The sequence below is a fragment of the Streptomyces sp. NPDC005266 genome, from assembly GCF_040607655.1.
Classification (GTDB): domain Bacteria; phylum Actinomycetota; class Actinomycetes; order Streptomycetales; family Streptomycetaceae; genus Streptomyces.
Map to the genome: position 1 here is coordinate 66,089 of NZ_JBEXHC010000002.1, position 25,743 is coordinate 91,831.

The 25,743-nt window shown below is 72.3% G+C and carries 24 protein-coding genes, 1 pseudogene and 1 riboswitch; of the genes and pseudogenes, 16 read left to right on the forward strand and 9 right to left on the reverse strand.

The window, feature by feature from the left end; all coding sequences use genetic code 11:
* The first annotated feature begins 48 nt into the window (after positions 1-48).
* Positions 49-1,092: an asparaginase gene (locus ABZU99_RS03830; RefSeq protein WP_356050168.1), complete on the forward strand. Its 1,044-nt coding sequence runs from the start codon at positions 49-51 to the stop codon at positions 1,090-1,092.
* Positions 1,093-1,467: 375 nt separating this feature from the next.
* Here the strand turns inward: ABZU99_RS03830 and ABZU99_RS03835 are convergent, their stop codons facing one another.
* Positions 1,468-2,784: a GAF domain-containing protein gene (locus ABZU99_RS03835; RefSeq protein ID WP_355951789.1), complete on the reverse strand. Its 1,317-nt coding sequence runs from the start codon at positions 2,782-2,784 to the stop codon at positions 1,468-1,470.
* 243 nt (positions 2,785-3,027) lie between these two features.
* Between ABZU99_RS03835 and ABZU99_RS03840 the strand changes: the two genes are divergently transcribed.
* Positions 3,028-5,355 (forward strand): molybdopterin-dependent oxidoreductase, encoded by a 2,328-nt coding sequence (locus ABZU99_RS03840; RefSeq protein WP_356050158.1) that lies wholly within the window; start codon positions 3,028-3,030, stop codon positions 5,353-5,355.
* An 11-nt stretch (positions 5,356-5,366) separates the two neighbouring features.
* Here the strand turns inward: ABZU99_RS03840 and ABZU99_RS03845 are convergent, their stop codons facing one another.
* Positions 5,367-5,774 carry a RidA family protein gene (locus ABZU99_RS03845; RefSeq protein ID WP_356050159.1) on the reverse strand — a complete coding sequence of 136 codons (408 nt, stop codon included), beginning with the start codon at positions 5,772-5,774 and terminating at the stop codon, positions 5,367-5,369.
* 142 nt (positions 5,775-5,916) lie between these two features.
* On the opposite strand from ABZU99_RS03845, the gene ABZU99_RS03850 reads away from it, so the two are divergent.
* Positions 5,917-6,297 (forward strand): helix-turn-helix domain-containing protein, encoded by a 381-nt coding sequence (locus tag ABZU99_RS03850; RefSeq protein WP_355951797.1) that lies wholly within the window; start codon positions 5,917-5,919, stop codon positions 6,295-6,297.
* A 478-nt stretch (positions 6,298-6,775) separates the two neighbouring features.
* On the opposite strand, the gene ABZU99_RS03855 is transcribed toward ABZU99_RS03850, so the two are convergent.
* The 3 genes from ABZU99_RS03855 to ABZU99_RS03865 form a co-directional block, all read right to left on the reverse strand.
* Positions 6,776-7,003: a DUF5133 domain-containing protein gene (locus tag ABZU99_RS03855; protein ID WP_355951799.1), complete on the reverse strand. Its 228-nt coding sequence runs from the start codon at positions 7,001-7,003 to the stop codon at positions 6,776-6,778.
* Positions 7,004-7,097: 94 nt separating this feature from the next.
* Entirely contained in the window at positions 7,098-8,615 is a 1,518-nt protein-coding gene (locus ABZU99_RS03860) for an FAD-dependent oxidoreductase (protein WP_356050160.1), read from the reverse strand.
* 52 nt (positions 8,616-8,667) lie between these two features.
* Positions 8,668-9,252, reverse strand: coding sequence for a hypothetical protein (locus ABZU99_RS03865; protein WP_356050161.1), 585 nt, complete (start codon positions 9,250-9,252; stop codon positions 8,668-8,670).
* A gap of 279 nt (positions 9,253-9,531) precedes the next feature.
* Between ABZU99_RS03865 and ABZU99_RS03870 the strand changes: the two genes are divergently transcribed.
* The 3 genes from ABZU99_RS03870 (at position 9,532) to ABZU99_RS03880 (ending at position 12,831) form a co-directional block, all read left to right on the forward strand.
* Entirely contained in the window at positions 9,532-9,867 is a 336-nt protein-coding gene (locus ABZU99_RS03870) for a YnfA family protein (protein WP_355951808.1), read from the forward strand.
* Positions 9,868-9,988: 121 nt separating this feature from the next.
* On the forward strand, positions 9,989-11,038 hold the full coding sequence (locus tag ABZU99_RS03875; protein ID WP_356050162.1) for an enoyl-CoA hydratase/isomerase family protein: 1,050 nt from the start codon (positions 9,989-9,991) through the stop codon (positions 11,036-11,038).
* A 449-nt stretch (positions 11,039-11,487) separates the two neighbouring features.
* Positions 11,488-11,715, forward strand: a riboswitch (cobalamin riboswitch).
* A 27-nt stretch (positions 11,716-11,742) separates the two neighbouring features.
* Positions 11,743-12,831, forward strand: coding sequence for a HoxN/HupN/NixA family nickel/cobalt transporter (locus ABZU99_RS03880; RefSeq protein WP_356050164.1), 1,089 nt, complete (start codon positions 11,743-11,745; stop codon positions 12,829-12,831).
* A 7-nt stretch (positions 12,832-12,838) separates the two neighbouring features.
* Here the strand turns inward: ABZU99_RS03880 and ABZU99_RS03885 are convergent, their stop codons facing one another.
* Positions 12,839-13,144, reverse strand: coding sequence for a hypothetical protein (locus ABZU99_RS03885; RefSeq protein WP_356050165.1), 306 nt, complete (start codon positions 13,142-13,144; stop codon positions 12,839-12,841).
* A 305-nt stretch (positions 13,145-13,449) separates the two neighbouring features.
* Here ABZU99_RS03885 and ABZU99_RS03890 point away from each other — a divergent pair, with 305 nt between their 5' ends.
* The 3 genes from ABZU99_RS03890 to ABZU99_RS03900 all read left to right on the forward strand — a co-directional run bounded on the left by ABZU99_RS03890 (position 13,450) and on the right by ABZU99_RS03900 (position 15,268).
* The gene (locus tag ABZU99_RS03890; RefSeq protein ID WP_356050166.1) at positions 13,450-14,142 is read left to right on the forward strand and encodes a GAF and ANTAR domain-containing protein; all 693 of its coding nucleotides are present in this window, start codon (positions 13,450-13,452) and stop codon (positions 14,140-14,142) included.
* 225 nt (positions 14,143-14,367) lie between these two features.
* Positions 14,368-15,060 carry a HemK2/MTQ2 family protein methyltransferase gene (locus tag ABZU99_RS03895; protein ID WP_355951826.1) on the forward strand — a complete coding sequence of 231 codons (693 nt, stop codon included), beginning with the start codon at positions 14,368-14,370 and terminating at the stop codon, positions 15,058-15,060.
* Positions 15,041-15,268: a CDGSH iron-sulfur domain-containing protein gene (locus ABZU99_RS03900; protein ID WP_355951829.1), complete on the forward strand. Its 228-nt coding sequence runs from the start codon at positions 15,041-15,043 to the stop codon at positions 15,266-15,268. The genes ABZU99_RS03895 and ABZU99_RS03900 overlap by 20 nt, the downstream gene beginning before the upstream one ends.
* Before the next feature lie 5 nt (positions 15,269-15,273).
* On the opposite strand, the pseudogene ABZU99_RS03905 reads toward ABZU99_RS03900, so the two are convergent.
* A pseudogene (locus tag ABZU99_RS03905) lies at positions 15,274-15,851 on the reverse strand (iron-containing redox enzyme family protein); the annotation flags it as partial.
* Between the two features lie 194 nt (positions 15,852-16,045).
* Between ABZU99_RS03905 and ABZU99_RS03910 the strand changes: the two are divergent.
* Entirely contained in the window at positions 16,046-17,257 is a 1,212-nt protein-coding gene (locus tag ABZU99_RS03910) for an acyl-CoA dehydrogenase family protein (protein ID WP_355951832.1), read from the forward strand.
* A gap of 56 nt (positions 17,258-17,313) precedes the next feature.
* Positions 17,314-17,772 carry an Rrf2 family transcriptional regulator gene (locus ABZU99_RS03915; protein WP_355951835.1) on the forward strand — a complete coding sequence of 153 codons (459 nt, stop codon included), beginning with the start codon at positions 17,314-17,316 and terminating at the stop codon, positions 17,770-17,772.
* 131 nt (positions 17,773-17,903) lie between these two features.
* Here the strand turns inward: ABZU99_RS03915 and ABZU99_RS03920 are convergent, their stop codons facing one another.
* A complete protein-coding gene (locus tag ABZU99_RS03920; protein WP_355951838.1) occupies positions 17,904-18,383 on the reverse strand; it encodes a hypothetical protein in 480 nt (159 codons plus the stop codon).
* A 211-nt stretch (positions 18,384-18,594) separates the two neighbouring features.
* Between ABZU99_RS03920 and ABZU99_RS03925 the strand changes: the two genes are divergently transcribed.
* Entirely contained in the window at positions 18,595-19,587 is a 993-nt protein-coding gene (locus ABZU99_RS03925; RefSeq protein ID WP_355951839.1) for an alpha/beta hydrolase, read from the forward strand.
* Positions 19,588-19,778: 191 nt separating this feature from the next.
* Positions 19,779-20,126: an SAV_915 family protein gene (locus ABZU99_RS03930; RefSeq protein WP_355951841.1), complete on the forward strand. Its 348-nt coding sequence runs from the start codon at positions 19,779-19,781 to the stop codon at positions 20,124-20,126.
* A 137-nt stretch (positions 20,127-20,263) separates the two neighbouring features.
* Here ABZU99_RS03930 and ABZU99_RS03935 read toward each other — a convergent pair whose 3' ends face one another.
* Positions 20,264-22,498, reverse strand: coding sequence for a glycoside hydrolase family 3 N-terminal domain-containing protein (locus ABZU99_RS03935; RefSeq protein WP_355951843.1), 2,235 nt, complete (start codon positions 22,496-22,498; stop codon positions 20,264-20,266).
* Positions 22,499-23,127: 629 nt separating this feature from the next.
* On the opposite strand from ABZU99_RS03935, the gene ABZU99_RS03940 reads away from it, so the two are divergent.
* The 3 genes from ABZU99_RS03940 to ABZU99_RS03950 all read left to right on the forward strand — a co-directional run bounded on the left by ABZU99_RS03940 (position 23,128) and on the right by ABZU99_RS03950 (position 25,713).
* Positions 23,128-23,685 (forward strand): DUF6817 domain-containing protein, encoded by a 558-nt coding sequence (locus tag ABZU99_RS03940; protein ID WP_356047890.1) that lies wholly within the window; start codon positions 23,128-23,130, stop codon positions 23,683-23,685.
* Positions 23,686-23,776: 91 nt separating this feature from the next.
* The gene (locus ABZU99_RS03945; RefSeq protein ID WP_355951848.1) at positions 23,777-24,709 is read left to right on the forward strand and encodes a polysaccharide pyruvyl transferase family protein; all 933 of its coding nucleotides are present in this window, start codon (positions 23,777-23,779) and stop codon (positions 24,707-24,709) included.
* A gap of 107 nt (positions 24,710-24,816) precedes the next feature.
* Positions 24,817-25,713, forward strand: coding sequence for a glycosyltransferase (locus ABZU99_RS03950; RefSeq protein ID WP_356047892.1), 897 nt, complete (start codon positions 24,817-24,819; stop codon positions 25,711-25,713).
* Positions 25,714-25,743 lie beyond the last annotated feature (30 nt).

A 25,743-nucleotide genomic window follows, 5' to 3' on the forward strand; every position in this document is an offset into this window, starting at 1 on the left:
CTGGGCCCGCACCATCCCGTGACCACCCCCGACCACGAGAGCACCACCATGAGCAGCATCCCCCTCGGACGGACCGACGACGCGACCCGCCGTACCCCGGCCGAGCCCCCCGCCGTCCGCGAACCCCGCCATGTGCCGCTCGCCCACGTCGTGCGGGCCGGCGTCATCGAAGGCGTCCACCACGGCACGGCCGTCGTGCTGGCCGCCGACGGCCGGGTGGCGTTCCAGGCCGGCGACATCGAAGTGGCGTTCTATCCGCGCTCCGCGCTCAAGCCCCTCCAGGCCGTCGCGCTGCTGCGCGCCGGACTGCCGCTCGACGGAGAGCTGCTGTCCCTCGCCGCCGCCAGCCACTCCGGCCAGGAGCGGCACCTGGCCGGGGCGCGGCGCATCCTCGACCAGGCCGGCCTCACCGAGGAGGAGCTGCGCAACGTCCCCGATCTGCCGTACGGGGCGGCCCAGCGTGACGCCTGGCTGCGCGACGGCGGCGTGCCCACCCGGCTCGCCCAGAACTGCTCGGGCAAGCACGCCGCCATGCTGCTCACGGCGCGGCTGCGCGGCTGGCCGCTGGAGGACTACCTCGACCCGGCCCATCCGCTGCAGCGGCTGATCGCCGAAACCGTGGAGGACCTGACCGGGCAGCGCGTCGCCCAGGTCACGGTCGACGGCTGCGGCGCCCCGCTGTTCTCCGTCTCCCCGCACGGCCTCGCGCGAGCCCTCGCCCGGATCGCCTCGGCCCCCATGGACACCCCCGAGGGCCGGGTCGCGTCCGCCCTGCGCGCGTACCCGGAGATGGCATCCGGTACCGACCGGGACGTCGCCCGGCTGATGCGCGCCGTGCCGGGGCTGATCGCCAAGGACGGCTTCGAGGGCGTCCAGGTCGCCGCGCTGCCCGACGGCCGGGCCGTCGCCGTGAAGATCGCCGACGGCGCGGACCGCGCCCGGATGCCGGTGACCGCGGCGGCGCTCGCCCACTGCGGGATCGACCCCGGCGTCCTGGCCGAGTTCGCCACCAGCCCCGTCCACGGCGGCGGCACCACGGTCGGCTCCCTGCACACCACCGGCGCCCTCACCCTCACCCCGCCCGCCACGTAGGGCGTGTCCGCGAAGTCCCGCCCGGCCCGCGACGCCTGGCACCACTCCTCGCCGCGTCGTCGGGCGCGTCCAAGCCGCCCCACCGCGAGGACGGCCCTCCGCCTCGCGATGTTCCCCCGGCTACCGCTGGGAGGTGCCCCCCGCACCCCCTCACCAGAGGTCGCGGGCTGATCCGACGCGACTTCGCGGACACACCCCAGGGCCTTCTTCCGCTCCGGCGGGCGCTCGCCACCGGGCGCGGAGTCGCCGAACTCGTCCTGGAGAAGGGGCTGCTGCCCGCCGAGCGGCTGGCCGAGGTGCCGCGCCCGGAGGAGATCGCGGGGCGGCGCTGACGCCCGCGTCAAGCGGTGATGTCCTGCTCTCCCGCTCCGGCTGTCACCCGGGGGCGCCCTCGTCCCTCCGCAGCCGGCCGATCGCCGGGGCGGCGCTGAAAGGGAGCAGCTGGTGGGGGCGGTCCGGCCTGGTGACGTCCATGCGAATCCCGTCCGCGATCCTGTAGGGGCGGTGCGCGAGCACCGCCCCCAGCCGTCCGCGCAGCCGTGACATCGCGGCCCGTGCCGTGACCGTCCGCGTCGGATCCCCGAACAGATCCTGGGCGAGCTGGGCCGCCGTACGCCCTTCCGGGTGCGCGGCGAGCACCAGCAGCACCTCGGCGTGGCGGGCACTGAGCTGGTGCGTCCAGGTGCCGGAGGGGCCCGAGAAGGTCAGCGACCAGTGGTGCGCATGGCGTACGTCCAGCACCAGGCGGCCCTCGCGGGCCGGGGCGCCGTGCTCGTCGTCCTCCCCGTCCAGCACCCGCACCAGATGGCCGCCGGGCAGCGTCTCCACCGTGCACATCCCGAGCGCGGGCAGCCAGACCGGCCCGTCCTGCGCCGCCTTGGGCAGCAGCAGCCGACGGTTACGGGGGGTCACCCCGGTCACCCCGGCGACCCAGCCGTGCCGGTCGACCGCCACCGCCTTGCCGCGAAGGCGCGCCAGTACGGGGGCGGCGACGGCGCGCACCGCCTCGAGCTCGCGGGTGTGGGCCAGCCGCAGTTCACCCTCGGCCCACCGGGCGGTCGCGGTGACCAGGGAGAGCACCGTCGGATGGGCAGTGGCGGCCGGACCGCTGATGTCGATGACGCCCAGCAGCCGTCCGTCCCGGGCGTCGCGCACCGGGGCGGCCGCACAGCTCCAGGTGTGGAAGGCGCGGACGAAGTGCTCCGCCGAATGCACCCGTACGGGGGACCTGACAGCGAGCGCGGTACCGATCCCGCTGGTCCCGGCGACGTCCTCGGCCCAGTGGGAGCCCTCGATCAGCGCGATGCCGTCGGCGGCGTGCCGGCGGACCCCGCGGTGGCCGTCGATCCACAGGATCCGGCCGTCGGCATCAGCGATGATCATGATGTGGCCGGCCGCCTCCGCCGCCTCCAGCAGCCCGCTGTGCAGGGTGGGCAGCACATCGGCCAGCCGGGTCTCCTTCCGCCGCCGCTCCAGTTCGTCCAGCCGAAGCGGGACCGGGGCGCGCCCGTGGTCCGGGTCGAGCCCGAGCCGCAGCATCCGGTCCCAGGAAGCGCCGATCACCGGGCGCGCGGGCAGCGGGAGGTGCCCGCGGCTCAGCGCCGTATCCCGCATGACCGCCATGAGACGGGCCGACTCGGCGGGGCTGAGCGCGGCCAGGGGATCGGCGTCGCGCGGGTGCTGGGTACGCATCGGATTGCGGCCTTTCGTTCCACCGCGGGCCGCCACGGCGGCCGGCCGCGGTGTCCGCCTGACGCCGAGTGCCCATCGTGCAGCCCTCAGCCTCTGCTGCACAGGGCTTCGCTGCCCCGCGATTGTAGTGAAGCCGCCGACCGTGATCGGCTTTCTGCCGAGCAGGACCGGTCGAGGAAGAGTAAGAACGACAGAGCGAGGAACCCGGGAAAGGAGAGACGTCAGGGAAAGGGCGAGGTCAGGATGGATGGGGCAGCGAGTAACGGGACCGGACGCGGGCCACACCCGCCGCAGGCCCCGCCGCCCGGCCGCCCGCACAGCTCGCACTGGGGCGCCTTCCACGCCGCCACCCGCCCCGACGGCGGCCTCGATGTGACCCCCGACCCCGGCGACCCCGCCCCGTCGCCCCTGCTGCGCAACGTCCCCGCCGCGCTCGGTCCGCGCGGCCGCGTCCTCACCCCGCACATCCGCCGCGGCTGGCTCGAACACGGCCCCGGCCCCGACCCGGCCCGCGGCGACGACGACTATGTGCCGGTGTCATGGGAAGAGGTGATCCCCCTCCTGGCCCATGAGCTCGACCGGGTCCGCACCCACCACGGGAACCGCGCCATCTTCGGCGGCTCGTACGGCTGGAGCAGCGCGGGCCGCTTCCACCACGCGCAGAGCCAGATCCACCGGTTCCTCAACTGCATCGGCGGCTATACGCGGTCGGTCGGCACCTACAGCATCGGCGCCTCCCGCACCCTGCTGCGCCACATCGTCGGCGACGACGCCCCGATCAGCGCCCCCACCACCCTGCCCGTCCTGGCCGAGCACACCGGCCTGTTTCTCTGCTTCGGCGGCATGCCCGCCAAGAACTCCCACGTCAACGCCGGTGGCATCAGCCTCCACCGGACCGCCGGGCGATTGCGCGCCGCCCGCGCCCGTGGCGCCCGCTTCATCCTGGTTGGCCCGGTGCGCGACGATCTCGCCGCCGAACTCGACGCCGAGTGGCTGGCCCCCGTCCCCGGCACCGACACCGCGCTGATGCTCGCGCTGTGCCACGTCCTCATCGACGAGGGGCGCTACGATGCCGACTTCTGCCGCCGCCACTGCGAGGGCTTCGACACCTTCGCCTGCCATGTCCTCGGCAAGGACGGCTCCGCCCCCAAGACCCCCCACTGGGCCGAGGAGATCTGCGGCATCCCGGCCGCCCGCATCGCCGCACTGGCCCATGAGCTGACCCGGCACCGCACCATGATCACCCTGAGCTGGTCCCTCCAGCGCGCCCACCGCGGCGAACAGCCGGTGTGGGCCGGGATCGCCCTGGCCTGTCTGCTCGGCCAGATCGGACTGCCCGGCGGCGGCTTCGGCCACGGCTACGGGGCCACCGCCGGGACCGGCGCCGGAAACCTGCCGTACAAGCTGCCCACACTGGACCAGGGCAGCAACCCCGTCCCCGACTTCATCCCCTGCGCCCGGATCGCGGATCTGCTGCTGCACCCCGGGGAGGAGTACGACTACGACGGCAAGCGTCTCACCTATCCCGACATCCGCCTCGTCCACTGGGCCGGCGGCAACCCCTTCCACCACCACCAGAACCTCGCCCGGCTGCGCCGGGCCTTCGGCCGTCCGGACACCGTCGTCGTCCATGAGCCCCACTGGACGGCCACCGCCCGGCACGCCGACATCGTCCTGCCCGCCACCACCACCCTCGAACGGAACGACATCGGCGGCGCCAAGCAGGACGCGGCGCTCATCGCCATGCACCGCGTCGCCGAACCGGTGGGCAAGGCCCGCGACGACTACCGGATCCTGTCCGACCTCGCCACCGAACTCGGCGCCGGCCACGCCTTCACCAAGGGCCGCGACGAGCGTGGCTGGCTCGAACACCTCTATAAGACCTGGCGCCAGGGCCTCGAGCCGCGGTACGCCCCCGAGGAGGACTTCGCCACCTTCTGGAAGGCGGGCCGCATCCCGCTGCGGGGACTGCGCGAACGCCACACCCTCTACGCCGGTTTCCGCGCCGACCCCACCGCCCATCCGCTGGCCACCCCCAGCGGCCGGATCGAGCTGTACTCGTCCACCGTCGCCTCGTACGGCTACGACGACTGCCCCGGCCATCCGGCGTGGCTGCCGCCCGAAGACGACCAGGACGGGGCATACCCGCTCCACCTCATCGCCAACAACCCCGCGACCCGGCTGCACAGCCAGCTCGACCACGGCGAGCTCAGCGCCGCCTCGAAGGTCGCCGACCGCGAACCCGTCCGCGTCCACCCCACCGACGCCGCCGCCCACGGCCTCCGTGACGGCGACGTCGTCCGGATCCGCAGCTCCGTCGGCAGCTGCCTCGCCGGCGTCGTGATCAGCGACGCCCTGCGCCCCGGCGTGGTCCAACTCTCCACCGGCGCCTGGTACGACCCCTCGGCCTCCGACATCGCCACCTGCGTCCATGGCAACCCCAACGCCCTCACCCCCGACACCGGCACCTCCCGCCTCGCCCAGGGCTGCACCGGCCAACTCACCCGCGTCACCCTCGAACGCTACGGCGGCCCGTTGCCGCCGGTGCGGGCGCACGGCCGGCCGGAATGACGAACACCTGTTCAGTCGATGATCGCGGTGGCTTCGACCTCCACCAGATGGTCGGGTACGTCCAGTGCCGCAACGCCCAGCAGCGTGCCCGGCGGTACCGGGGTGACCCCCAGCTTCGCGGCCGCCCGAGTGACCCCCTCCAGGAACAGGGGCATCTTGTCGGGGGTCCAGTCGACGACGTAGACGGTCAGTTTCGCCACGTCGTCGAAGGAACCGCCGACTTCGGCCAGGGCGGTGCCGATGTTGAGGTAGCACTGCTCGACCTGAGCGGCGAGGTCACCTTCGCCTACCGTGACCCCGTCGGCATCCCAGGCGACCTGCCCGGCGATGAAGACCAGCTTCGACCCAGTCGCGATCGACACCTGCCGGTAGGCATCGATTTTCGGCAATCCGCTGGGGTTTACCAGGGTGACGGCCATACTGCCTTCCTCCTTGTCATGAGAGCCCGTGGGCTCGCCTCCACCGAACCAAGACGCTCATGGTCCCTTGTGGTTACTCAAGAACCGTAGGAGAGTGGCGGCTGACGTGGAAGAACGCACTTTTCAGTGACTGGGGAACCTTATGGTGACCAAGCAGTTCAGAGGCTCGCCCGAGGAAGCGGACCTGACGCGCGCGGACTCTTTGGCGCGGGAAATCTTCTCGGACGTCGCCAATAAGTGGGCGCTTCTGATCATCGACGCTTTGGGCGCACGCACCCTGCGCTTCGGCGAGGTGCGGAAGGAAGTCGAGGGCATCAGCCACAAGATGCTCACCCAGAACCTGCGCATGCTGGAGCGCAACGGCCTGGTCGAGCGGAGCGTGCACCCCACCGTGCCGCCGCGCGTCGAGTACACCCTCACCGAGCCGGGCCGAGCCCTACGAGAGACAGTCCATGGCATGTGCGACTGGACCCACCAGTACCTCGGTCACATCGAGGCATCACGCCGCCGCTTCGGCGCCTGACGGGTGGAGCGGTTCGCTGAGCCGAGGGGGCAGGGCGTACGAGTCGTACGAGGCCGAGGACCGTGAGCGTTTGTTGTGCTCCGTCGTGCCCGTGAGCGGTGACAAGGGCGGCGAGCGCCACCGGTGGTGGACGGACAGGGTGCGGAGCTCGGGGTCGTACACCGGACACCGGCCGCGAAGCCAAGCGGTCCAGCACGGCTGGTGGCTTCAGCGGCCTTACGTGGCGTCGCCGCCGCTGCTGTTCCGGCGCCGGGTCCCGCTGGTCCTGCGGCCCCCGCCCGGTGCGGTCCGGCAGCCGGACCTCGGCCACCGCCAGACCGCCCAGGGCGGGTATCGGTCGGACGGCGCTGAGGCCGGTTGTGAACAGCGGCCCGCCGGTGCCGGGTTGGGTCAGCACAGAGCGGCCCGGCCGGAGACCCAGCGCGGGGCGCTGGGTCTCCGGCCGGGCCGGTGGGGAGGGGGAGGAGCGCAGGCGCGCTCAGGCGGTCAGTGCCGAGTCGTCCTCCACGCGGGCGCCGGGCAGCCGGTGCCGGGCGGCGATGAGGGCCGCGTCCACATCGCGGGTGCCGGTGGACACACACAGTGTGTAGGCGAGGTCGTCCATCCGCTGGCGTACCTCGGCACCGCCGGATTCGGCGCGCAGCACCTGGAGGGTCTCGTATTGCTCGATGAGGTTGCGGAGTACGACCGGGTGGGCCATCAGCACGGCGTGGTCCTTTCGACAGTCAACCTGGTGAGGGGCAACGACATGAAGCCGCCTACCCGGACGGCGCAGGGCCATGTGCGCCTCGTGGCCGAGGTCACAACTCCTTGAGGGGACGAAGGGCCGGACCCTGCAGCACGCGGCCGTCGGTTCCGAAGCGCGACCCGTGGCAGGGGCACTCCCACGCCCGCTCCGCGGTGTTGAACGCGACGAGGCAGCCGAGATGGGTGCAGCGGGCGGAGAGGGTGTGGGTGGTGCCGTCCTCGTCGCGGTACACGGCGCGGTGGCGCCCGCCGACGCGGACGACGGCTCCCGTGCCGGGGGCGACGTCGGTGACGGAGTCGGCATGCGTGGTCCGCAACCGGTCGCCGATGAAGTGCCGTCCGACCTCGGCCTGGTGCTTGAGCAGCGCCGGTGCCTCGCGCAGGGCGGTCCGCAGCCGCCGTGGGTCGTACAGCCCGGCCCACGGCGGCTCCTCGCCGGTGATGAGGGCGGTGAGCAGCCGGCCCGCCATGATGCCGCCGCTCATGCCCCAGCCGCCGAAGCCGGTGGCGACATAGGTGTGGCGCGCGCCCGGGTGGAAGGGGCCGACCAGCGGAACCGTGTCGGTGGGGTCGTTGTCCTGAGCGGCCCAGCGGTGGGTGACGTCGACGCCGGGGAAATGTTCCCGGGCCCAGTCGGCCAGTCGCGCGAACCGCTCGGGGGTGTCCGCGGCGCCGGGCTTGAAGGACTCGCCGGTGACGATCAGCAGCCGCTGCCCGTCGCCGTACGGGGCGGTGCGCACGGAGCGCTTGTTCTGCTCCGGGGTGATGTACGCGCCGTGCGGGTCCCGGTCGGCGGCGATCGGGCCGGCGACGACGAGCTCGCGGTGCGGGGCGAGCCGGGTGAACAGCAGCGCCCGGTCGAAGACCGGGTAGTGGGTGGCGATGACGACGTCCCGGGCCGTGACCACCGGCCCGTTCTCGGTGGTGACACGGCAGGGGGTGCCCTCGTCCAGCCCGATGGCACGCGTGCGCTCATGGATCAGCCCGCCGCGCGCCCGCAGGTCCTCGGCGAGCGCGAGCAGGTACTTGCGGGGGTGGAACTGGGCCTGGTTCTCGGCCCGGACCGCGCCCGCGACGGGGAACGGGAGCCCGGTCTCCGTGACATACGAGGCGGGCAGCCCGGCTTCACGGGCCGCGTCCGCCTCGGCCCGGATCTCAGGGGTGCGCGCCGGATCCAGGACATAGGTGAACGCCGGGACGCGCTCCAGCTCGCAGTCCACGCCGAGCTCGTCCACGATGGCCGCGGCCCGCTCCACGGCATCCGTCTGCGATCGCGCGTACAGTCGCGCCCCCTCCGCGCCGCGGGTCCTGCGCACCTTGTCGTACACGAGGGTGTGCAGTGCGCTGAGCTTGGCTGTCGTACAGCCGGTGACACCCGCGGCGATCTGCCCGGCCTCCAGGACTGCCACGCTCCGGCCGGTGCGGGCCAGCTCCCACGCGGTGCTCAGGCCCGCGATACCGCCGCCGATGACCGCGGCGTCGACCCGCAGGTCCGTCGTGAGGGCCGGGTGGGGGGTGCTCGGCGCGGAGCCCATCCAGTACGACTCGGGTGTGCCAGGGAGTCCGTTCATGGCTGCAGGGTGCCCCCTGCCCGCCGGGTGATGCACCGCAGACACGGGCCCGTCACGATGGGTGACGGCGCCCGGACGTGGCGGCCCCGGCCTCCGACCCCGGCACCCCGGGGCGGTGGCCGGGCGACACCAGCGCCGAGACGGCCCGGGAGTGCAGCGAGTCCAGGGTGGTGAGCTGCTGCCCGGCCCGGTCCAGCAGCTCGGCGAGCCGGCCGGTGTCCAGCCGGGGCTCGTGGACGGCCGTGGCGAGCAGCGTCCGCCACAGCAGTGCCTTGCCCTCCACCCCCAGTCGGAGCGCCTCAAGCTCCAGGACCGTGCTCAGCCCGGAACGGCGCCGCAGCCGGCCGTTGGGCTTCACCCGGGAGACCAGCTCGCCCGCCAGCCCGCCGTAGATCTTGTAACGGCGCACGGGGACGTCGATCGAGGCCATGCACCACAGCAGCGCCCTGCGGTCCTCCGCGATCTCCACCGCGAGCTTCGCGAGCTCGCCGCTGAAGGCCGAGTGCCGGTGCTCCCGCGCCATCCGCCGGGCCAGCCTGACCCCGGCGGTCGATCCGGCCAGATGGTCGTTGAGATAGATCCCGAGCATCCGCGGGGCGGGGGCACCACCGGAGCGTGCCGATGCCGGTACAGCCATGATCGTCCTCCTGAACGCCGGGCCCCGAGGATCGCTGTCACGCCGGTGGCGAGCACCCCCGCGGCACGCGGGCCGGGCCCGTGGCCGCGGCGCCTCGCCGCTCAGCCATTTTCGCCGATGTCCGGCGGGTCGGCGCCCCGAGGCCCGCCCCGTCCGGCGGGCGGCGGCATGCCGCAGGGACCCGGCCGGTGGCTACGGGCCCGCGGTGACCTGGGGCATCGTGCCGACGGTCTACCGTCGAGCTGTTCACCCCGCCGCCGACCGAGGATGAGTCCCGCTGTGCTTGTCGCCCGCTCCGTCGCCCTGTTCGTCGTCGCCGCCCTGTTCGAGATCGGCGGTGCCTGGCTGGTCTGGCAGGGGGTGCGGGAACACAAGGGCTGGGTCTGGATCGGCGCCGGGGTGATCGCGCTTGGCCTGTACGGGTTCGTGGCCACCCTCCAGCCGAACGCCGACTTCGGGCGCGTCCTTGCCGCGTACGGCGGGGTCTTCGTCGCCGGATCGCTCGCCTGGGGCATGGTGGCCGACGGCTACCGCCCCGACCGGTCGGATGTCATCGGGGCGCTGATCTGTCTCGCGGGGATGGCCGTGATCATGTATGCCCCGCGCGGCCACTGATCGACCGGCCACTACCGTGCGACGAGACGATCCTTTGCGATCGACGCGTGCATCGGCACCAGGAAGGAACGAACGCGATCATGTATCTCATCGTGGCCCCCGGACGGACAGGAGTTCTCCGGTGACCGACAACGACCCCGTCCTGCTGCGCACCGAGGGACGCGCCGGCTACCTCACCCTCAACCGGCCGCGCGCCATCAACGCCCTCAACCACCCGATGGTGACCCGGATCGCCGAGGCGCTCACCGCCTGGGAGCGGGATCCGGCGGTCGGGACCGTCGTGATCAGCGGGGCGGGGGAGCGCGGGCTGTGCGCGGGCGGCGACATCCGCTTGATCCACGAGGAGGTGAGGACGGGAGGGGGTGACGCGTCGCTGGCTTTCTGGCGCGACGAATACCGGCTCAACGCCCGTATCGCCCGCTACCCCAAGCCGTATGTCGCCCTGATGGACGGCATCGTGATGGGCGGCGGCGTCGGGGTCTCGGCCCATGGCGGCGTACGGATCGTCACCGAGCGCTCCCGGGTCGCCATGCCCGAGACCGGCATCGGCTTCGTCCCGGACGTCGGCGGCACCTACCTGCTGGGCCGCGCTCCCGGCGAGCTCGGCACCCATCTCGCGCTCACGGGGGCACCGGTGGGCGCCGCCGATGCCCTGCTGTGCGGGCTCGCCGACCACTTCGTACCGTCCGATCTGCTGCCGGTGCTCGGCAAGGACCTCGCCATGGCCCCCGTGACGGACGTCCTGCCCCGGTACGCCCGCGAGGCGCCGGCGGGTGAGCTGGACGGCCACCGGGAGTGGATCGATCACTGCTATGCGGCGGACACCGTCGAGGAGATCGTGGACCGGCTGCTCGCCAGTGGCGTGCCGGCGGCCAAGGAGACCGCCGAGTCCCTCCTCGCCAAGTCGCCCACCGCGCTCAAGGTCACGCTGACCGCCGTGCGCCGGGCCCGGCGGCTGGGTTCGCTGGAGCGCGTCCTGGAACAGGAGTTCCGCGTCTCGGCAGCCGCTCTGAGCTGCCCGGACCTGGTGGAGGGAATCCGCGCCCAGGTGATCGACAAGGATCGCGCCCCCCGGTGGTCCCCGGCCGCCCTCGCCGAGGTCACCGAGCAGGACGTGGCCCGTTTCTTCGCTCCCCTCGGCGACCGCGAACTCCGCCTGGCCTGCGCCTGATACACCAAAAATAGTGTGCCAAGCGGTCGGCGCCTCGCCCTGGCCGGTCTCGCGCCGCTGATCACCGTGGTGGAGCTCGACCGGGAGCTACTGCGGCCGGTGCCGGCCGATAAGAGCGCCGGGTGGATCGCCGTCGCGATCGGCGGGGCGGGGGTGGTCCGGCGGGTGCTGCTGACCGCCGCCTCCGGCGGGATCGGCCATCTGGTCGACGGCCCACTCCACTTGGACCTCGGGCGGCTGCCTCGCCCGGCTGGGTTCGGCGTCGGCCTCGCGTTCGTGCCGCTCACGGCCGCGGTTTTCGGTGGCGCGGTATCGCAGGCGCGGGAGCGACACCGGTGGACTGCCGCCCCAGGGGCGGGCATGGCGTCATCCTGCCGGGCCGCCCCCGCCCGCCACTCGCCCCGCCCGCACCGCGACCGCGGGGACGAAGCGGGAGCGGATCCGGAAACTTGCCGCTTTCGACCCGCGGCTCCTAGAGTTGGCGGGCCGTGGTGTTTCGGGAAGACCGGTGAGAAACCGGAGCGGCCCTCGCCACTGTGATCGGGGAGTATCCGTCCCGCTCCACGGCCTGAAGGACAAGGCTGTGGAGCCACTGGCAGCGCTGAGCGGCCGGGAAGGCAGGGGCGGGCGCGTTCGACCCGTCAGCCAGGAGACCGGCCGCGGCATCTCACGAAGTGATCCACGAGGTGCTGGAGCGTGACCGCATGACCCTGCCCACCGCACTGCGCTGGCGGCGCGAGGACACCGTACGGACCGCGGGGCTGCTGGCGGTGATCGTCGCCCTGCACATCGTCGCGTTCGGCGTGCTCTTCCTGGTCGTCGCGCCCCAGCACTACGAGGTCGGCTCCAGGACCTTCGGCATCGGCCTCGGGATCACCGCGTACACCCTCGGCATGCGGCACGCCTTCGACGCCGACCACATCGCCGCCATCGACAACACCACCCGCAAGCTGATGGCCGACGGAAAGCGGCCGGTGTCGGTCGGCTTCTGGTTCGCCCTCGGCCACTCCAGCGTCGTCGTCATCATGGCCGCGCTGGTCGCCGGGGGTACTCAGCTGGCCGGCACCCTGGCCGACGAGAGGTCCGGCACCCACCAGACCCTCGGCGTCGTCGGCACGACGGTCTCCGGCTCCTTCCTCTATCTCATCGCCGCGCTCAACCTGGTGGCGCTCGTCGGCATCCTGCGGGTCTTCCGGGCGATGCGCGCCGGACAGTACGACGAGGCCCGGCTGGAGGCGCATCTGGACAGCCGCGGCTTCATGAACCGGGCCCTCGGCCGCTTCACGCGGTCCATCACCCGCCCCGGGCAGATGTACCCGCTCGGCTTCCTCTTCGGGCTCGGCTTCGACACCGCCACCGAGGTGACGCTGATGGTGATGGCCGGAAGCGGAGCCGCCGCCGGGCTGCCCTGGTACGCGATCCTGTGCCTGCCGCTGTTGTTCGCCGCCGGGATGAGCCTGTTCGACACGCTCGACGGCACCTTTATGAACTTCGCCTACCACTGGGCGTTCTCCAACCCGGTGCGCAAGGTTTTCTACAACCTCGCCATCACCGGGCTGTCGATCGCGGTGGCCTTCCTCATCGGCACCATCGAGCTGGTGAGCGTGCTCCACGACAAGCTCGAGCTGCAAGACGCCGTCACCGGCCGGATCGCCGCGCTCGACCTGGACAACGTCGGGTTCATCATCGTCGGGCTGTTCGTGGTGGTGTGGGCGGCGGCCCTGGCCTACTGGCGGCTCGCCAAGGTGGAACAGCGCTGGTCCGCCCGGACGGCCGGAACCGACGGCGGCTGAGCCCGGATCAGACGGCTCCGGTGGCCCCGCGCTTCCCGCTGATCCTCCGCGCCACCAGATGCACCGCGAGCATCACCGCGGCGGTGACGGCGGCGCTGTGCCCCAGCAGGGCGTCGATCCGGCCCGCCGAGAGATACGCGCCGGCGGCCACCGCGGCCAGGGCGCATACGGCCCGGTCGATGATGCTCTCGACCGAGAGCAGCGTGGCGCGCGGGGCGCCGGGCGGAACGGCGGTGTTCACCAGTGCGCGCTGGATCGGGTACGCGAAACCGGTGACCACCGAGAACAGGCAGAGCAGGCCCACGGCCGCCACCGGGCCGCCGAGGGTGATCCCCGGGCACGCGAACCATGAGATCGCCGCCTCGCTCCGGCTCTCCCGGCAGACCCTGGACTATCACCTTGGCCGGCTGCGGCAGTTGCTCGATGCCCCCACCCGCCTCGCGCTGATCGGCCGGGCGTATTCCTGGGCATCCTCGACCCGCAGAGCTGGCGGCCGCGCCCCGCCTGAGGGCATCGTTTGCCCGCGGCAACCATGTGCGTCCGGGCTCGTCCCGATACGTTCTGGGCAGGGTGGGTGCGCCCGGGTGACACTTGAGGTCGGAGAGAAAGCTGGTGGTCATGGACTGGGAGAGCTTCGCCGAGCGCATGGCCCAGATGGCGCGGGACCTGCTGGCGCAGACGTCGGTGGACGCGACACTGGAGCGGATCACCGAGTCCGCCGTGGAGAACGTCGAGGGCTGTGACGCGGCAGGCATCCTGATCTTCCAGGGAAAGCGGGTGGAGACCCTGGCACCCACCGACGGGGTGGTGATCCGGTCCGATCAGCTGCAGGAGAAGCTGGGCGAGGGCCCCTGCTTCGACGTCGCCCTCCGCCGGGGTAGTGACCGGGTGTTCCGGATCAAGGACTTCAACGAACCCCAGGACCGCTGGCCGAAATACGCCCGCGAGGCCCGCGCGCTCGGTCTGGGCAGCATGATGGGCTTCCTGCTCTACACCGAGAACGAGAACCTCGGTGCCCTGAACATGTATGCGTGGCGCCCGGCCGTCTTCACCAGAGCCAGCGAGACGGCCGGCTGGCTGCTCGCCTCCCACGCCGCGGTGGCCTTCTCCAGCGCCCGCACCGCCGATCAGCTCAAGCGGGCGGTCGAGACCCGGCACATCATCGGCGAGGCCATGGGCATCCTCATGGAGCGCCTCAAGATCTCCGAGGATGAGGCCTTCGCCGTGATGCGGCGGGTGTCCCAGGAGCGGAACATCAAACTCAGAGACATCGCCCGGCAGATCTGCGAGAGCGGTGGCCTCGACGACTGAGCCGCCCGGACGTGAGGTAGGGGGCGGCTCTCCCGGCCCGTGGTCTGGACCGGAAGGGCCTGGCTGTCGCGTTCCCCCGGGGGTTGCGTCGGCAGCTTGCGCGGCGGGTACCCGAAACCGCCCGCCGTAACGTATGCCGTCGGCCATTGATTCACCTGCGGCTCCCGCACGACCCCGTGGACGTCGTCGACTGTTCATCGTGCCTGATCGGGGTACTCGCGCCCCATGATGCTCTTGTCTGCTCCGGGCGTGTACACGCCACAGGACGACACATGGCTGCTGGCCGAGGCGCTCCACCGGGAGCCCATCACCGCCGGCACCACCGTCCTGGACGTCGGTACCGGCAGCGGGGCCCTGGCCCTTGAGGCGGCGCGGTGTGGCGCGGCGCAGGTGACCGCCGTCGACATCTCCGCCCGGGCGGTGGCCTCCGCGCGCCTGCACGCCCGCCTCAACGGGCTGCGGGTCCGCGTGGTGCGCGGCCATCTGCTGACCCCCGTCGCCGACCGCCGATTCGATCTCATCATCGCCAACCCCCCGTATGTGCCCTCGGCGGAGCGGCGTAGCGGGGGCAGCGGGCGTCGCGGGCGTCTCGGGCGTTCCGGGTGTTCCGGGCGGGCGCTGGCCTGGGACGCCGGTGCCGACGGGCGGGCGCTGCTCGACCAGATCTGCGCGGACGGGCCGCCCCGACTGCGTCCCGGCGGTGTGCTGCTCCTGGTGCACTCCGCGCTGTGCGGCGTCGACCGCACCCTTGCGCGGCTGGAACGGGCGGGCCTCGCGGCCGCCGTCACCGACCGCCGCCTCATACCGTTCGGGCCGGTGCTCCGGGAGCGGGCAGGCTGGCTGGAGTCCCGGGGGCTCATCGAACCCGGCGAGGAGAAGGAAGAGCTGGTGGTGATCCGTGCCGAACGACCCTGGTGACCCGCCCGTGCGGGTGACGATGGCGACGGACGGCCCGCTGCTGATCGAGGGGCCGGTCGAGGTGACCCTGCCGGACGGCAGCGTCGTACGGTCGGACCGCTTCACCGTCGCCCTGTGTCTGTGCGGCCGCAGCGCGCGCTACCCGTGGTGCGACACCAGTCACCGCCGCCGTCCGCCGCGCTCACGGCGGGAGCGGAACGCGCGGTGAGGTGCGGCCGCCTCGCCCGCCCCCATCCGCCGCAGCGCCTGAGCCAGCCGGTCGGAGGAGGGCGACGAGGTGATCTGGGCGGTCGCGAAGTGCCCGACCAGCGCGCCGCGCAGCCTGCGGTGCAAGCCCAACAGCGACATCAAATTGACCACCGCGGGCATCCGGGCCGACGCGGCGTCCAGATAGTGGTCGGGTGACGAATGCAGGCCGAGGTCCGCCCATTGGACCGGCGAACAGCCGCGCGTGCACACGCTCTCCGCGCCCCGCGCCGAACTCGTCGTACTCCACCGCCGCCATGGCCGCCTTGGCCCGCCCCCGCAGCCGCGCGGCGCGTCGAGGAAGAGCCGCTCCAGCGCCTGTCGCATACGGAGCAGATCCGGTTCCCACTCCCAGCCGTCCCCACCCCGTCCAAGCCGCCGCAGTGGAGCTCGTAGCAGAGGTACGGAGCGAGTTGGAGGTCATCGCCGTACGGATCCGCCTGCCGCAGGGACGGCCCTTCGGACAGCCGCGTGCGGCCGGGTTCGCGCACAAGGGCGTCGAGCACCCCGGCGGACAGCTCCCCGCGCTCTCCCGGAAACGTCATCCGGTGCTCCTTGGGGGCGACTTCACGCTGGGCAATCGGTTACCACGGGGCTCGGGCTCGAGCATGTCACGCGGTGGCTGTTTTCCTACCAATCTCATAGGAATTCATTGACGCCGGCTGACCGGGTGAGGAGGATGAGGAACACGCTCCGCCCCCCCGCGTCCGCGTTCAGCGGACTGTCCCGAGGAGACTCCGTGGTCACAGCCGTAGTTCCGTCCGAAGTGTCGGCGGGGCCCGGCCGTGCGTACTGGCTGCGCATCGCCCGCGAGGTGGCGGAAGACCTGGCCACGGACGCCGTCGCCCGCGAGCAGGCCGGCAAGCCCCCGTTCGACGAGGTCGCCCGGTTGCGTGAGGCAGGGCTGCTGACGCTGCTGATACCGGCCGGCAACGCGGGAGGAGGCGCGGACTGGCCCACGGCCTATGCCGTGATCCGGGAGATCGCCACGGCTGACGGGGCGATCGGCCAACTCCTCGGCTGCCACTACTTCCTGTCGTCGTGCGCCCGGTTCTTCGCCCGGCCCGCCCTTGCCGCACGCGTCGAGCGGGAATCGGCAGCAGGACAGTGGTGCTGGGGCGGCGGTTTCGCGCCGTATGAACCCCCTTTGACGCTGCGTCCGGCGCCGAGGGGCTATCGGCTGGACGGCAGCCAGAGCTACCCCACCGGGGTCCGGGTCGCCGACCGGCTGGCGGTCCGCGCCCACCGGTACGACACCGGTGAACCGGTGGCCGTTCTCGTCGATCCCGCTCACCCCGGCGCCGTGTGCGACGACGGCGATGCCTTCGGCCAGCGGCTGGCGGCAGGCGGGCTCGTGGAGTTCGACGCCGTGCCCGTGGCGGCCGACGAGGTGCTGGGCTCGCTCTCCTCGGACGAGAGCGTCCTGCCGCCGTTCGCCGGCCTGGCCGCGTCGACTGCACGTCTCGTCTCCGCCCAGCTCTGTCTGGGCATCGCCGAGGGCGTGCTCGTCGAGGCCCGCGAGTACGCCAGGGTCGCGCACCCGCCCTGGCAGCCGTCCTGGCCGGACGGCTCCCGGCAGGACCCCTATGTGCTGGTCACCTATGGCGAACTCATGGTGGCCGCCCGCGGCGCCGCCGCCCTCGCCGACCAGGCAGTGGACGCCCTCACCGACGGGCTGGCCCGCGGCGAAGCGCTCACCGACGACCAGTGCGCCGAGACCGCGGTGCTCGCCGCCGCGGCCGAGGCCGCCGCCTCCCGGGCCGCGCAGGAGATCACCGCCCGGGCCCTGGAGGTCATCGGCCCCCGCTCGGCCTCGTCCCGGCATGGATTCGACCGCTTCTGGCGCAACGCCCGGGCCCACACGCTGCACGATCCGGTGGCGCACAGGCTGCGCGAGGTCGGAGACTACTTCCTCCACGGTGCGCACCCCACCTTCGCTCTCCCCGCCTGATCACGGGCTCGCCCGTCCGGTGAGGGAGCCACGCCCCGGTGGCGGATAATCACCGCATGCGGATCCCAGCGAAGGCGGACTATGCGGTACGAGCGGCCCTGGAACTGGCCGCGGTGGGGGAAGGCATGTCGGTGAAGGCCGAGGTGATCGCCGCGGCGCAGGGCATCCCGCACAAGTTCCTCGAGGGGATCCTGGGGGACATGCGCCGGGGCGGGCTGGTGACCAGCCAGCGCGGCGGAAAGGGCGGCTACCGGCTGGCCCGTCCGGCCGAATCGATCTCCATCGCGGATGTGATCCGTGTGGTGGACGGACCCCTGGTGTCCGTCCGTGGCGTCCGACCGCCCGAGCTGGCCTACACCGGTCCCGCGGAGGCGCTGCTGCCGCTGTGGATCGCGGTGCGCGCCAATGTCCGCAAGATCCTTGAGGAGGTCACTCTCGACGAGGTGGCCGGCGCCCGGCTGCCCGAGGACGTCCTTCATCTCGCCGAGGACCCCGAGGCATGGACGAACCCCTGAGCGGATGCGGTGAAGTTCGCCGCTGATCCCTCGCCGTTTCCGCCTGGCCGAGGGCTTGGACGCCGAGAAGGATCAGCACTTGACTTCGCCGTAACCGCTTAGGCCCAGCCGTCACCATAATCGGGGGAGCGTCAGCGCGACGGCTGCCGGTCGAGTCCTCTCATCACGGCGACGGTCAGCGCGGCGTATGCCACATGGGGCAGGAGGTCGGCCACCCAGTCCTCGGCGGTCCAGCTGCGCGGGTCCGTGACTCCCAGTGCGGTCATCGGTCCATTGGTGCCGATCAACACCCCGATGGTGAGAGCCACGCCGCTGACCGTCACTCCCGGCCGCCATCCGGCGGCGCGCAGGACCCCGTAGAGGGCCCCGATGCCGACTCCGGCGGCGATGCCCGTCAGGGGAGCGAGACCCGCGATGCGGTTCTCGCGTGCTTCTTCGGTTCCGGGGATCGGAAGGTGCAGGCGCTGCGACAACCGTTCCACCGTGGCTTCGGGAGTGGAGCTCGCAGGACGGGCTCGGACCACCATGTCGAGGGAGGTGACGACATCGAGCGCGGTGGTACCAGCCGCTCCCGCGGCGGCGCCCCACAGGGCGCCACGGATGAGGCTCATCGCCTTGACCCCTCCATGCCGTGACGGCCGACGGAGGCCCGAGCAGGCCCCGCCAAACCTGCTTCCCCTCGCCCCCGCCATCCGGCACGGGTTCGCGGACCGTCACCCGGCCGGCGGCCCTGTTTCACCCGCATGCTCCTCCGCCCGCGCTGCGCCGGTGCGGGTTGGCGACGCTGGTGCAGGGTTGACCGCCGTACCGAGGAGAGAAGCCATGGCCATGCCGTCCACTCGTGGCGTGCCGATGCGTCCCCGGCGTGGCTGCGCGCTCGCCGCGGCGCTCGCGGCAACGGCATGCGTCGCGGCCGTCCCCGCCGCCAAGGCCCATCCGGCCGCCTCGGGGCATGCCGCCGCCAAGCCCACGATCGTGCTGGTGCATGGCGCCTTCGCCGACGGCTCGTGCTGGGACGCGGTCATCCATCGGCTGCAGCGTGACGGCTACCGTGTCGTCGCCCCGGCCAATCCGCTGCGGGGTCTGCGGGGCGACTCGGAGTACATCGCCGGTGTCCTGAAGAGCATCCGGGGCCCGGTCGTGCTCGCCGGTCACTCCTACGCCGGAGCGGTGATCAGCGGGGCCGCGGTCGGCAACGCCAACGTCAAGGCGCTGGTCTACATCGCGGCGCTGGTTCCCGGTCAGGGCGAGGTGCTGTCGGTCCTGTCCGACAAGTTCCATGGCAGCGAGCTCAGTTCCGCTGTGGCCTCGTTCCGGTACACCAAGCCCGGCGGAGGCACGGGCACCGACCTCTTCATCAAGCCGGACCGGTTCCGGCCGGTGTTCGCCGCCGGACTCCCCAAGACCATCACGGCGGTACTGGCGGCCACCCAGCGCCCGATCAGCGCCTCCGCGTTCGACGACAGGGCGGGCCCCGCCGCCTGGAAGGCCGTGCCGTCATGGGCTCTGGTCGCCGGACAGGACAAGGCCATCGCCCCGGCCCTCCAGCGCTTCGAGTACAAGCGGGCCCACTCCCACACCGTCGAGGTCAACTCGCCGCACCTCGCGATGGTCGCCCAGCCCAAGGCCGTCACCGACCTCGTCCTCCGCGCCGCCGGTTCCCGTGCCTCCGACGACGCGAAACCGGCCGGGACGTCAGCGGACAAGGGATCCGCAGCGCCGATCGTCGCGGGTGCCGTCGGCGCGGCGCTGATCGTGGGGGCGGGGCTCGGCGTGGCCGTGGTCACCCGCGGACGACGGGCCGGCCGGCCCTGAGCCACGGCTCCCGGGGACCGACCGCGTCAGTATCGCGTCAAGGATGTGCCCGTTCCCGTCATCGTTCCGTCAGGGCGGGGTCTGCCTTCGGCGTGGGGGGATGAGCCTTCTGACCGTGCCCCGGAGCCCGGGGGCCCTCACGACCGTGCCCCGGAGCCCGGGGGCCCTTGCCTTCCTCCAGGAGAACTGCCATGACGGAGCTTGTGTACGGGGACGACCCGGAGCCCTCCGAACGGATCCCGGCCCGACCGCTGTACGTACCCGTCCAGCCGGGGCCCGCGGGGTGCGTGGTGCGTCTGTTCCGTGCGCCCCTCGGCGGCCGTACCGCCGTCGGCTTCACCACCGAGCGGCGACTGGCCACCGCTCTGGGCCCCCGACAACCGTGGATCAAGCTCGGTGAACCGGCGGTGCGCGCCCTCGCCGAGCCGCTGGGTGTCACCGCCCTCACCGTGGACCCGAAGCTCGCGGCCCGCGACGCTGCCCTGAGGATGGCGGGGGCCACCGCCCTCGTCGGGGCCCTCAGCGTATGGATCGGCTGAGGGGCGTCATGGTCAGTGGGTAAGACCCCCGTTGAGGGGGCAGGCCGGCCCACCCGGCACGTATCGCCTCAAGCAGCCACTCGGCTGCCCGCTCGCCGTCGCGACGGCGAGCGGGCAGCCGAGTGGCTGCGGTGGGGCTAGGAGGCGGCGCGGCGAAGCAGCCCGAACGCCGTCACCGGGTCGCCGGTGAGCAGGGCGTGGTCGGCGTCGGCGATGAGGCGCGCCGCGTCACCGGGTGCCCGGCCGGCCACCACGTTGGCCTGGGCGGCGTCCCTGGCCCGGGCGACGATCTCGTCCACCAGCCGCGTGTCGTCCTTGGCCCGGGCGGAGCGCAGAGCCGTAAGGCTTGCTGGGGCGGCGGTCTTGACCTTGGTACGCAGGCCCCAGCCGAACGGGTAGAGCGGGCGGTAGTCCGCGTCACCCACATTCACCGGCACCTGGGCGGCACTTTTCGGCCAACTCACCGGCAGCCGCCCGGTGAAGGGCTTCTTGCCGAACAGCACATCGGCCACACCGCCCCCCTCGGAGCCGGGCAGCCAGGAGGCGACCAGCGCGTCGATTGCCGCGAGCTGGTCGGTGACGATCTGCGGGCGGCCGGAGACCACCAGGACGACGCACTTCTCGACGGCCGAGCACACCTTGTCGACCACCGCCTTGTCACCCGCTTGCAGCGACATCGACTTCGGCTCCTGCTGGGCAGGGGAGTCATTGGTCCACTCCGGGCCGCCGATGTCGCCGAAGCCCTCGGCGTAGGGGGTCTCGCCGACCACCGCAATGCCGAAATCGGATCCCTTGGCGGGGGCCGAGGCGTCGGCGCTGTAGGTGACACGGGCCTTGGGGGCGGCCTGCCGGATGCCCTGGAGGATCGACGTGCCGCGGACGCTGTTGCCGCTCACACCCTGCCAGGTGGCGGTCCACCCGCCGGACTGGTTGCCGATGTTGTCGGCGCTGCGTCCGGCCACGTAGATCCGGGCCTTCGGGCTGAGCGGCAGCAGATTGCCGCTGTTCTTCAGCAGCACCTGCGACGCGGCGGCGGCCTCGCGGGCGACGGCCCGATGCTTCGCGCTGCCCACGCGGCCGGCGTGGTCCGCCGACGCGTATGGGTGCTCGAAGAGGCCGAGGGCGAACTTCTGGCGCAGGATGCGGGAGACGGCGTCGTCGATCCGGGCCGTGCGGACCCGGCCGGCGGTGACCTCGTCCCGCAGCAACTGCTCGAACTGCGGAGCGGTGTTGGGCTCCATGAACATGTCGATGCCCGCGTTGACCGAGGTGCGGACCTTGTACGGGGTCAGCCCCGGGTTCGACGGGTCGGACGGATCGACGATCTTGTGGACGCCCTCGTAGTCGGAGATGAGGAAGCCTTTGAAGCCCGTCCTCTGCTTGAGCCAGCCGGTGAGGAGCTCGCGGTGCGCATGCATCTTCACAGGGTTGCCGACTCCGTCGTCGGTGAAGTCCACGCTGGAGTACGACGGCATGATGGAGCCGACCCGGTGGCGCTTGACGGCGGGGCCGTAAGGGGCCAGGTCGACCCGGTCGAAGGCGGCCCGGCTGGTCACCGTGGTGCCCTGGTCGATGGTGTACTGCTGCTGGTCCGAGGGTTTGCCCTCGTTGGCGGCGGCGGTGGCGGAGTCGTACCGGGTGTCGCCGTCCCCGGCGAAGTGCTTCGCCGTGGCGAGTACGTGGTGGGGGCCGATGCGGTCCGGTGTGGGGCCCTGCAGGCCGTCGATCCCGGTCTCCATCGACGTGGCCAGGGCCGGGTCCTCACCGAAGCTCTCGTAACTACGGCCCCAGCGCTCGTCCCGGGTGACGCACACGCAGGGCGCGAAGTCCCAGGGGATGCCGGTCGCCCGTAGCTCGGAGGCGGTCACCTCGCCCTCGCGCTCGGCCAGCATGGGGTCACGGGTGGCCCCCATGCCGATGTTGTGCGGGAAGAGGGTGGCTCCGTGGACGTTGCCGTGCCCGTGCACCGCGTCGATGCCGTAGATCAGCGGGATCTTCAACCGCGTGGAGAGCGCCTGCTTCTGGAACCCGTTGACCATCTTCACCCAGCCGGCCGGGGTGTTCTCCGCCGGGGTGGAGCCGCCGCCGGACAGGACCGAGCCGAGGCCCCACCGGGCGACCCGGGACGGGTCGTCGGCGACCGCGGCGCGTTCGGCCTGGGTCATCTGGCCGATCTTCTCGTCCAGGGTCATCCGGCCCAGAAGGTCGGCGACCCGCCGCTCGACGGGGAGCGACGCGTCCAGATAGCCGGGGCGGGCGGGCGCCGCCTGGGCGCCGGGGGTGACCGCCAGTCCGGCGACCAGCGCCGCCGTGGCGCTCAGCGCCGCGACGGCGCGTTTCAGTCTGCGACGAGGGAACGTGCGTGGGGGCATGGGGAGTCCTCCTCGACTCACGATCGATCACATTGATCCCAGCGGCTGTGGCTCTCAGGGTCGGCGCGCTGGTCTGGACCTGAGTCTTGGATCACCGGTGGCGGGTGTCAATGGGGCCGATCCGGTCCCTTGGGAGCCGGCCGGCAGGGCGGGCGCCGGTGGAGTGCTGCCGTGCGGCGTTGCGGGGCCGTGGCGGCGACCGGCTGTTCCATGCCTCGTTGCACGACGGCGACCCCGGACTCCTGTGCCCGGATGCCCCTTCGACAGCGCGGAGTCACACCTGCGAAGCCGCCAACCGCATCGTGAAAAAGGCAGACGGCCATGTACCCGCGCTCCGCCGGCGGTTGCCGGGCTCGCGGCTGGTGACGCTCCACCAGGATTCTTCCCACGGGGTGTTCGCCGGCTGCGGGAACGTGTGGTGCCGAAACCGGGCGGCTGCCGCAGTCATGAATCCCTAAGCCACAGCTTTGAGTTGGTGAGCGAACCCCAGGATTGACTAGGGTGCTCACGGCTCGCCAGGATCGTGGCAGAGGCAGGCGGCAACCCGTGCGGTGCCTTCGCGAGGATCCGGACCAGCCGAAGGCGCCGCACGGGTGCCGACCTGCCACGCACCGAAAGGACACGGACCTGTGCCTGCTCCCCCTGCCGCGGCCGACGGGGCCGTCACGTTATTGCGCCGGCTCGGTGCCGCGGGCATCGCCCACCCCGGCGGCACTCTCCTCGCCCATCTCCAGCGCGTACGGGCGCGGCTCGCCGCCTGGGGAGCCCGACCCGACCTCCAACTGGCGGGCCTGTGCCACGCGTTCTACGGCACGGACGGCTTCCCCGTAACCCTGCTGCCCCTCGACCGCCGCACCGAACTGGCGGCGGTGATCGGCGCCGAAGCCGAAGCCCTCGTGTACCTCTACGCGAGCTGCGACCGCGAGGCCACCTACCCGACCCTCACGGACGCCGACGCGGCCTTCCACGACCGGTTCACCGGCCGTACCCACACTCCGGAACCGCAGCTGCGCCGGGACTTCGCCGAGCTGTCCGCTGCCAATGAACTCGACCTCGCCCGCATCGACCCCGCCTTCCGCACGAAATGCGGACCCGAGCTCCTCGACCTGCTCACCCGCTTCCGTCCACTGCTGAGCCGGCCTGCCTGGACGGATTGCCACGCGGTGATCGCTCCGTCCCCCCGGTGAGGGGAGCACCGGCTCCACCTCGGTCGGACGCGCGCCGCACCAGGCGGGAATAGGCTTGGCGGTAGCCCTCTCAGGAGGTGACGGCGGGGCTATGGCCAGGAGCCCACGGAAGGTACTTCTCACCGGCTGGTTCAGCTTCCTGGAAGGCGAGGTCACCGCCGGGGACGTGCTCGCGCTGCGCCGGGTGCGGGCCGCTCTGGACGGCCTGGGAATCCCGTACGAGGTGGCGTGGAGCCCGGGCTACCGGCCCGACGCCCTGCACCTGCCCGAAGCGGCCGTGGACGCCTACTCTCATCTGGTGTTCCTGTGCGGGCCGCTCCACGGCCCGCAGATCGAGGAGTTGCACCACAGATTCCGGTCCTGCGTCCGTATCGCCATCGGCACCTCGGTGATCGACGCCGCCGGCCCGGCGGTCACCGGTTTCCACCATGTCTTTCCACGTGACGCCCCTGGCGGTGGCACTGCGGCACGTGACCTGGCCGCGAGCGCTCCGGCCAGCTCCGCCGCCCCGGTCGTCGGCGTGATTCTCACCTACGGCCAGGGCGAGTACGGACGGGCGCGGCGCCATGACGAGGTGGCGGCCGCCCTGACCCGCTGGCTGGCGTCCAAGGACTGTGCGCGGCTGGAGATGACCAGTCGGCTCGACGCATACGACTGGCGTCTGTGTGCGACCCCGGAGCAGTTCGAGTCCGTTCTGGAGCGGCTGGATCTCGTGGTCACCGACCGGCTGCACGGACTGGTCCTCGCCCTGCGAGCGGGCACCCCGGCCCTGGCCGTCGACCCCGTCGACGGCGGGGCGAAGGTGACCGCCCAGGCCCGGGCTGCCGGCTGGCCCGCCACCCTGAGCGCCGGGCAACTCCACTGCGCCGAACTGGATCGGTGGTGGTCGTGGTGCCTGACATCGGGGCGGCTGCTGGCCCAGCAGCGCCGGGGCGAGTTCCTGAGCGCGCCCGCGTACGACATCGCGGACGCCACGGACGGGCTGGTCAGGGCGCTGTCGGCGGCCGCGCGAGGTCAGCGGTGAGGGCACCCGGAGTCCTGTTTGGGGGTATGCCGGCCGGTTACTCGGACACGCAGAGCCGGTTACTCGGACACGCAGAGCGGAACACGCGGTGAGGCGAGGAGTGGGCCATGACCGACGACCGGACGACCGTCGTCGTCATCACCCGCAACCGGCGGACCGAACTGCTGCACACCCTCGACCGGCTGGCCGAACTGCCCGAGCGGCCGCCCGTGATCGTCGCCGACAACGGCTCCACGGACGGTACCGCCGAGGCGGTGTCCCATCTGCACCCCTGGATACGGCTGCTGCGTCCCGGCCGCAATCTCGGCGCCGTGGGCAGAAACCTGGCGGTACGCGAGGTGCGCACGCCGTACATCGCCTTCTGCGACGACGACACCTGGTGGGAGCCCGGTTCGCTGGAGACCGCCGCGGACACGCTCGACCGCCATCCTGGTCTGGCGTCCGTAACGGGCCGCGTCCTCGTCCAGCCCGCGGGCACCGAGGACCCCATCGTGGAGGAGTTGCGCTCCTCACCCGTGCCGGGGCCGCCATGGCTGCCGGGCCCGGCCCTCGGCTCCTTCGTCGCCGCCGCGACGTGCATGCGGGTGGACGCCTTCCGCTCCGTCGGCGGATTCTCTCCCCGGCTGTGGCTCGACGGCGAGGAGGAACTGCTCGCCACCGACCTCGCCGTCCGCGGCTGGTGGCTCGCCTACGTCCCGGAAATGACGGTCCATCACGCGCCCTCCCGCGCCCGCGATTCCACGGCCCGCCGGGTGCGTGGGCTGCGCAACACGTTGTGGTTCACCTGGCTGCGCCGACCGCTGTCCACCGCGACGCGCCGCACTCTCTTTCTGGTCCGGACGGTACCCCGGGACGGACCGAGCCTGCGTGCCTTCCTGCAGGCGGCGGCCGGTCTGCCCTGGGTCCTGGCGAACCGGGACGTCGTGCCGGCGGACGTCGAGCACCGGCTGCGGCTGCTGGACGAAACCCAGCGCCACTCGACGGCTCGACGGTACGTGGGCTGAGACGGTGCCGATCGGCCCGGTGGCCCATAC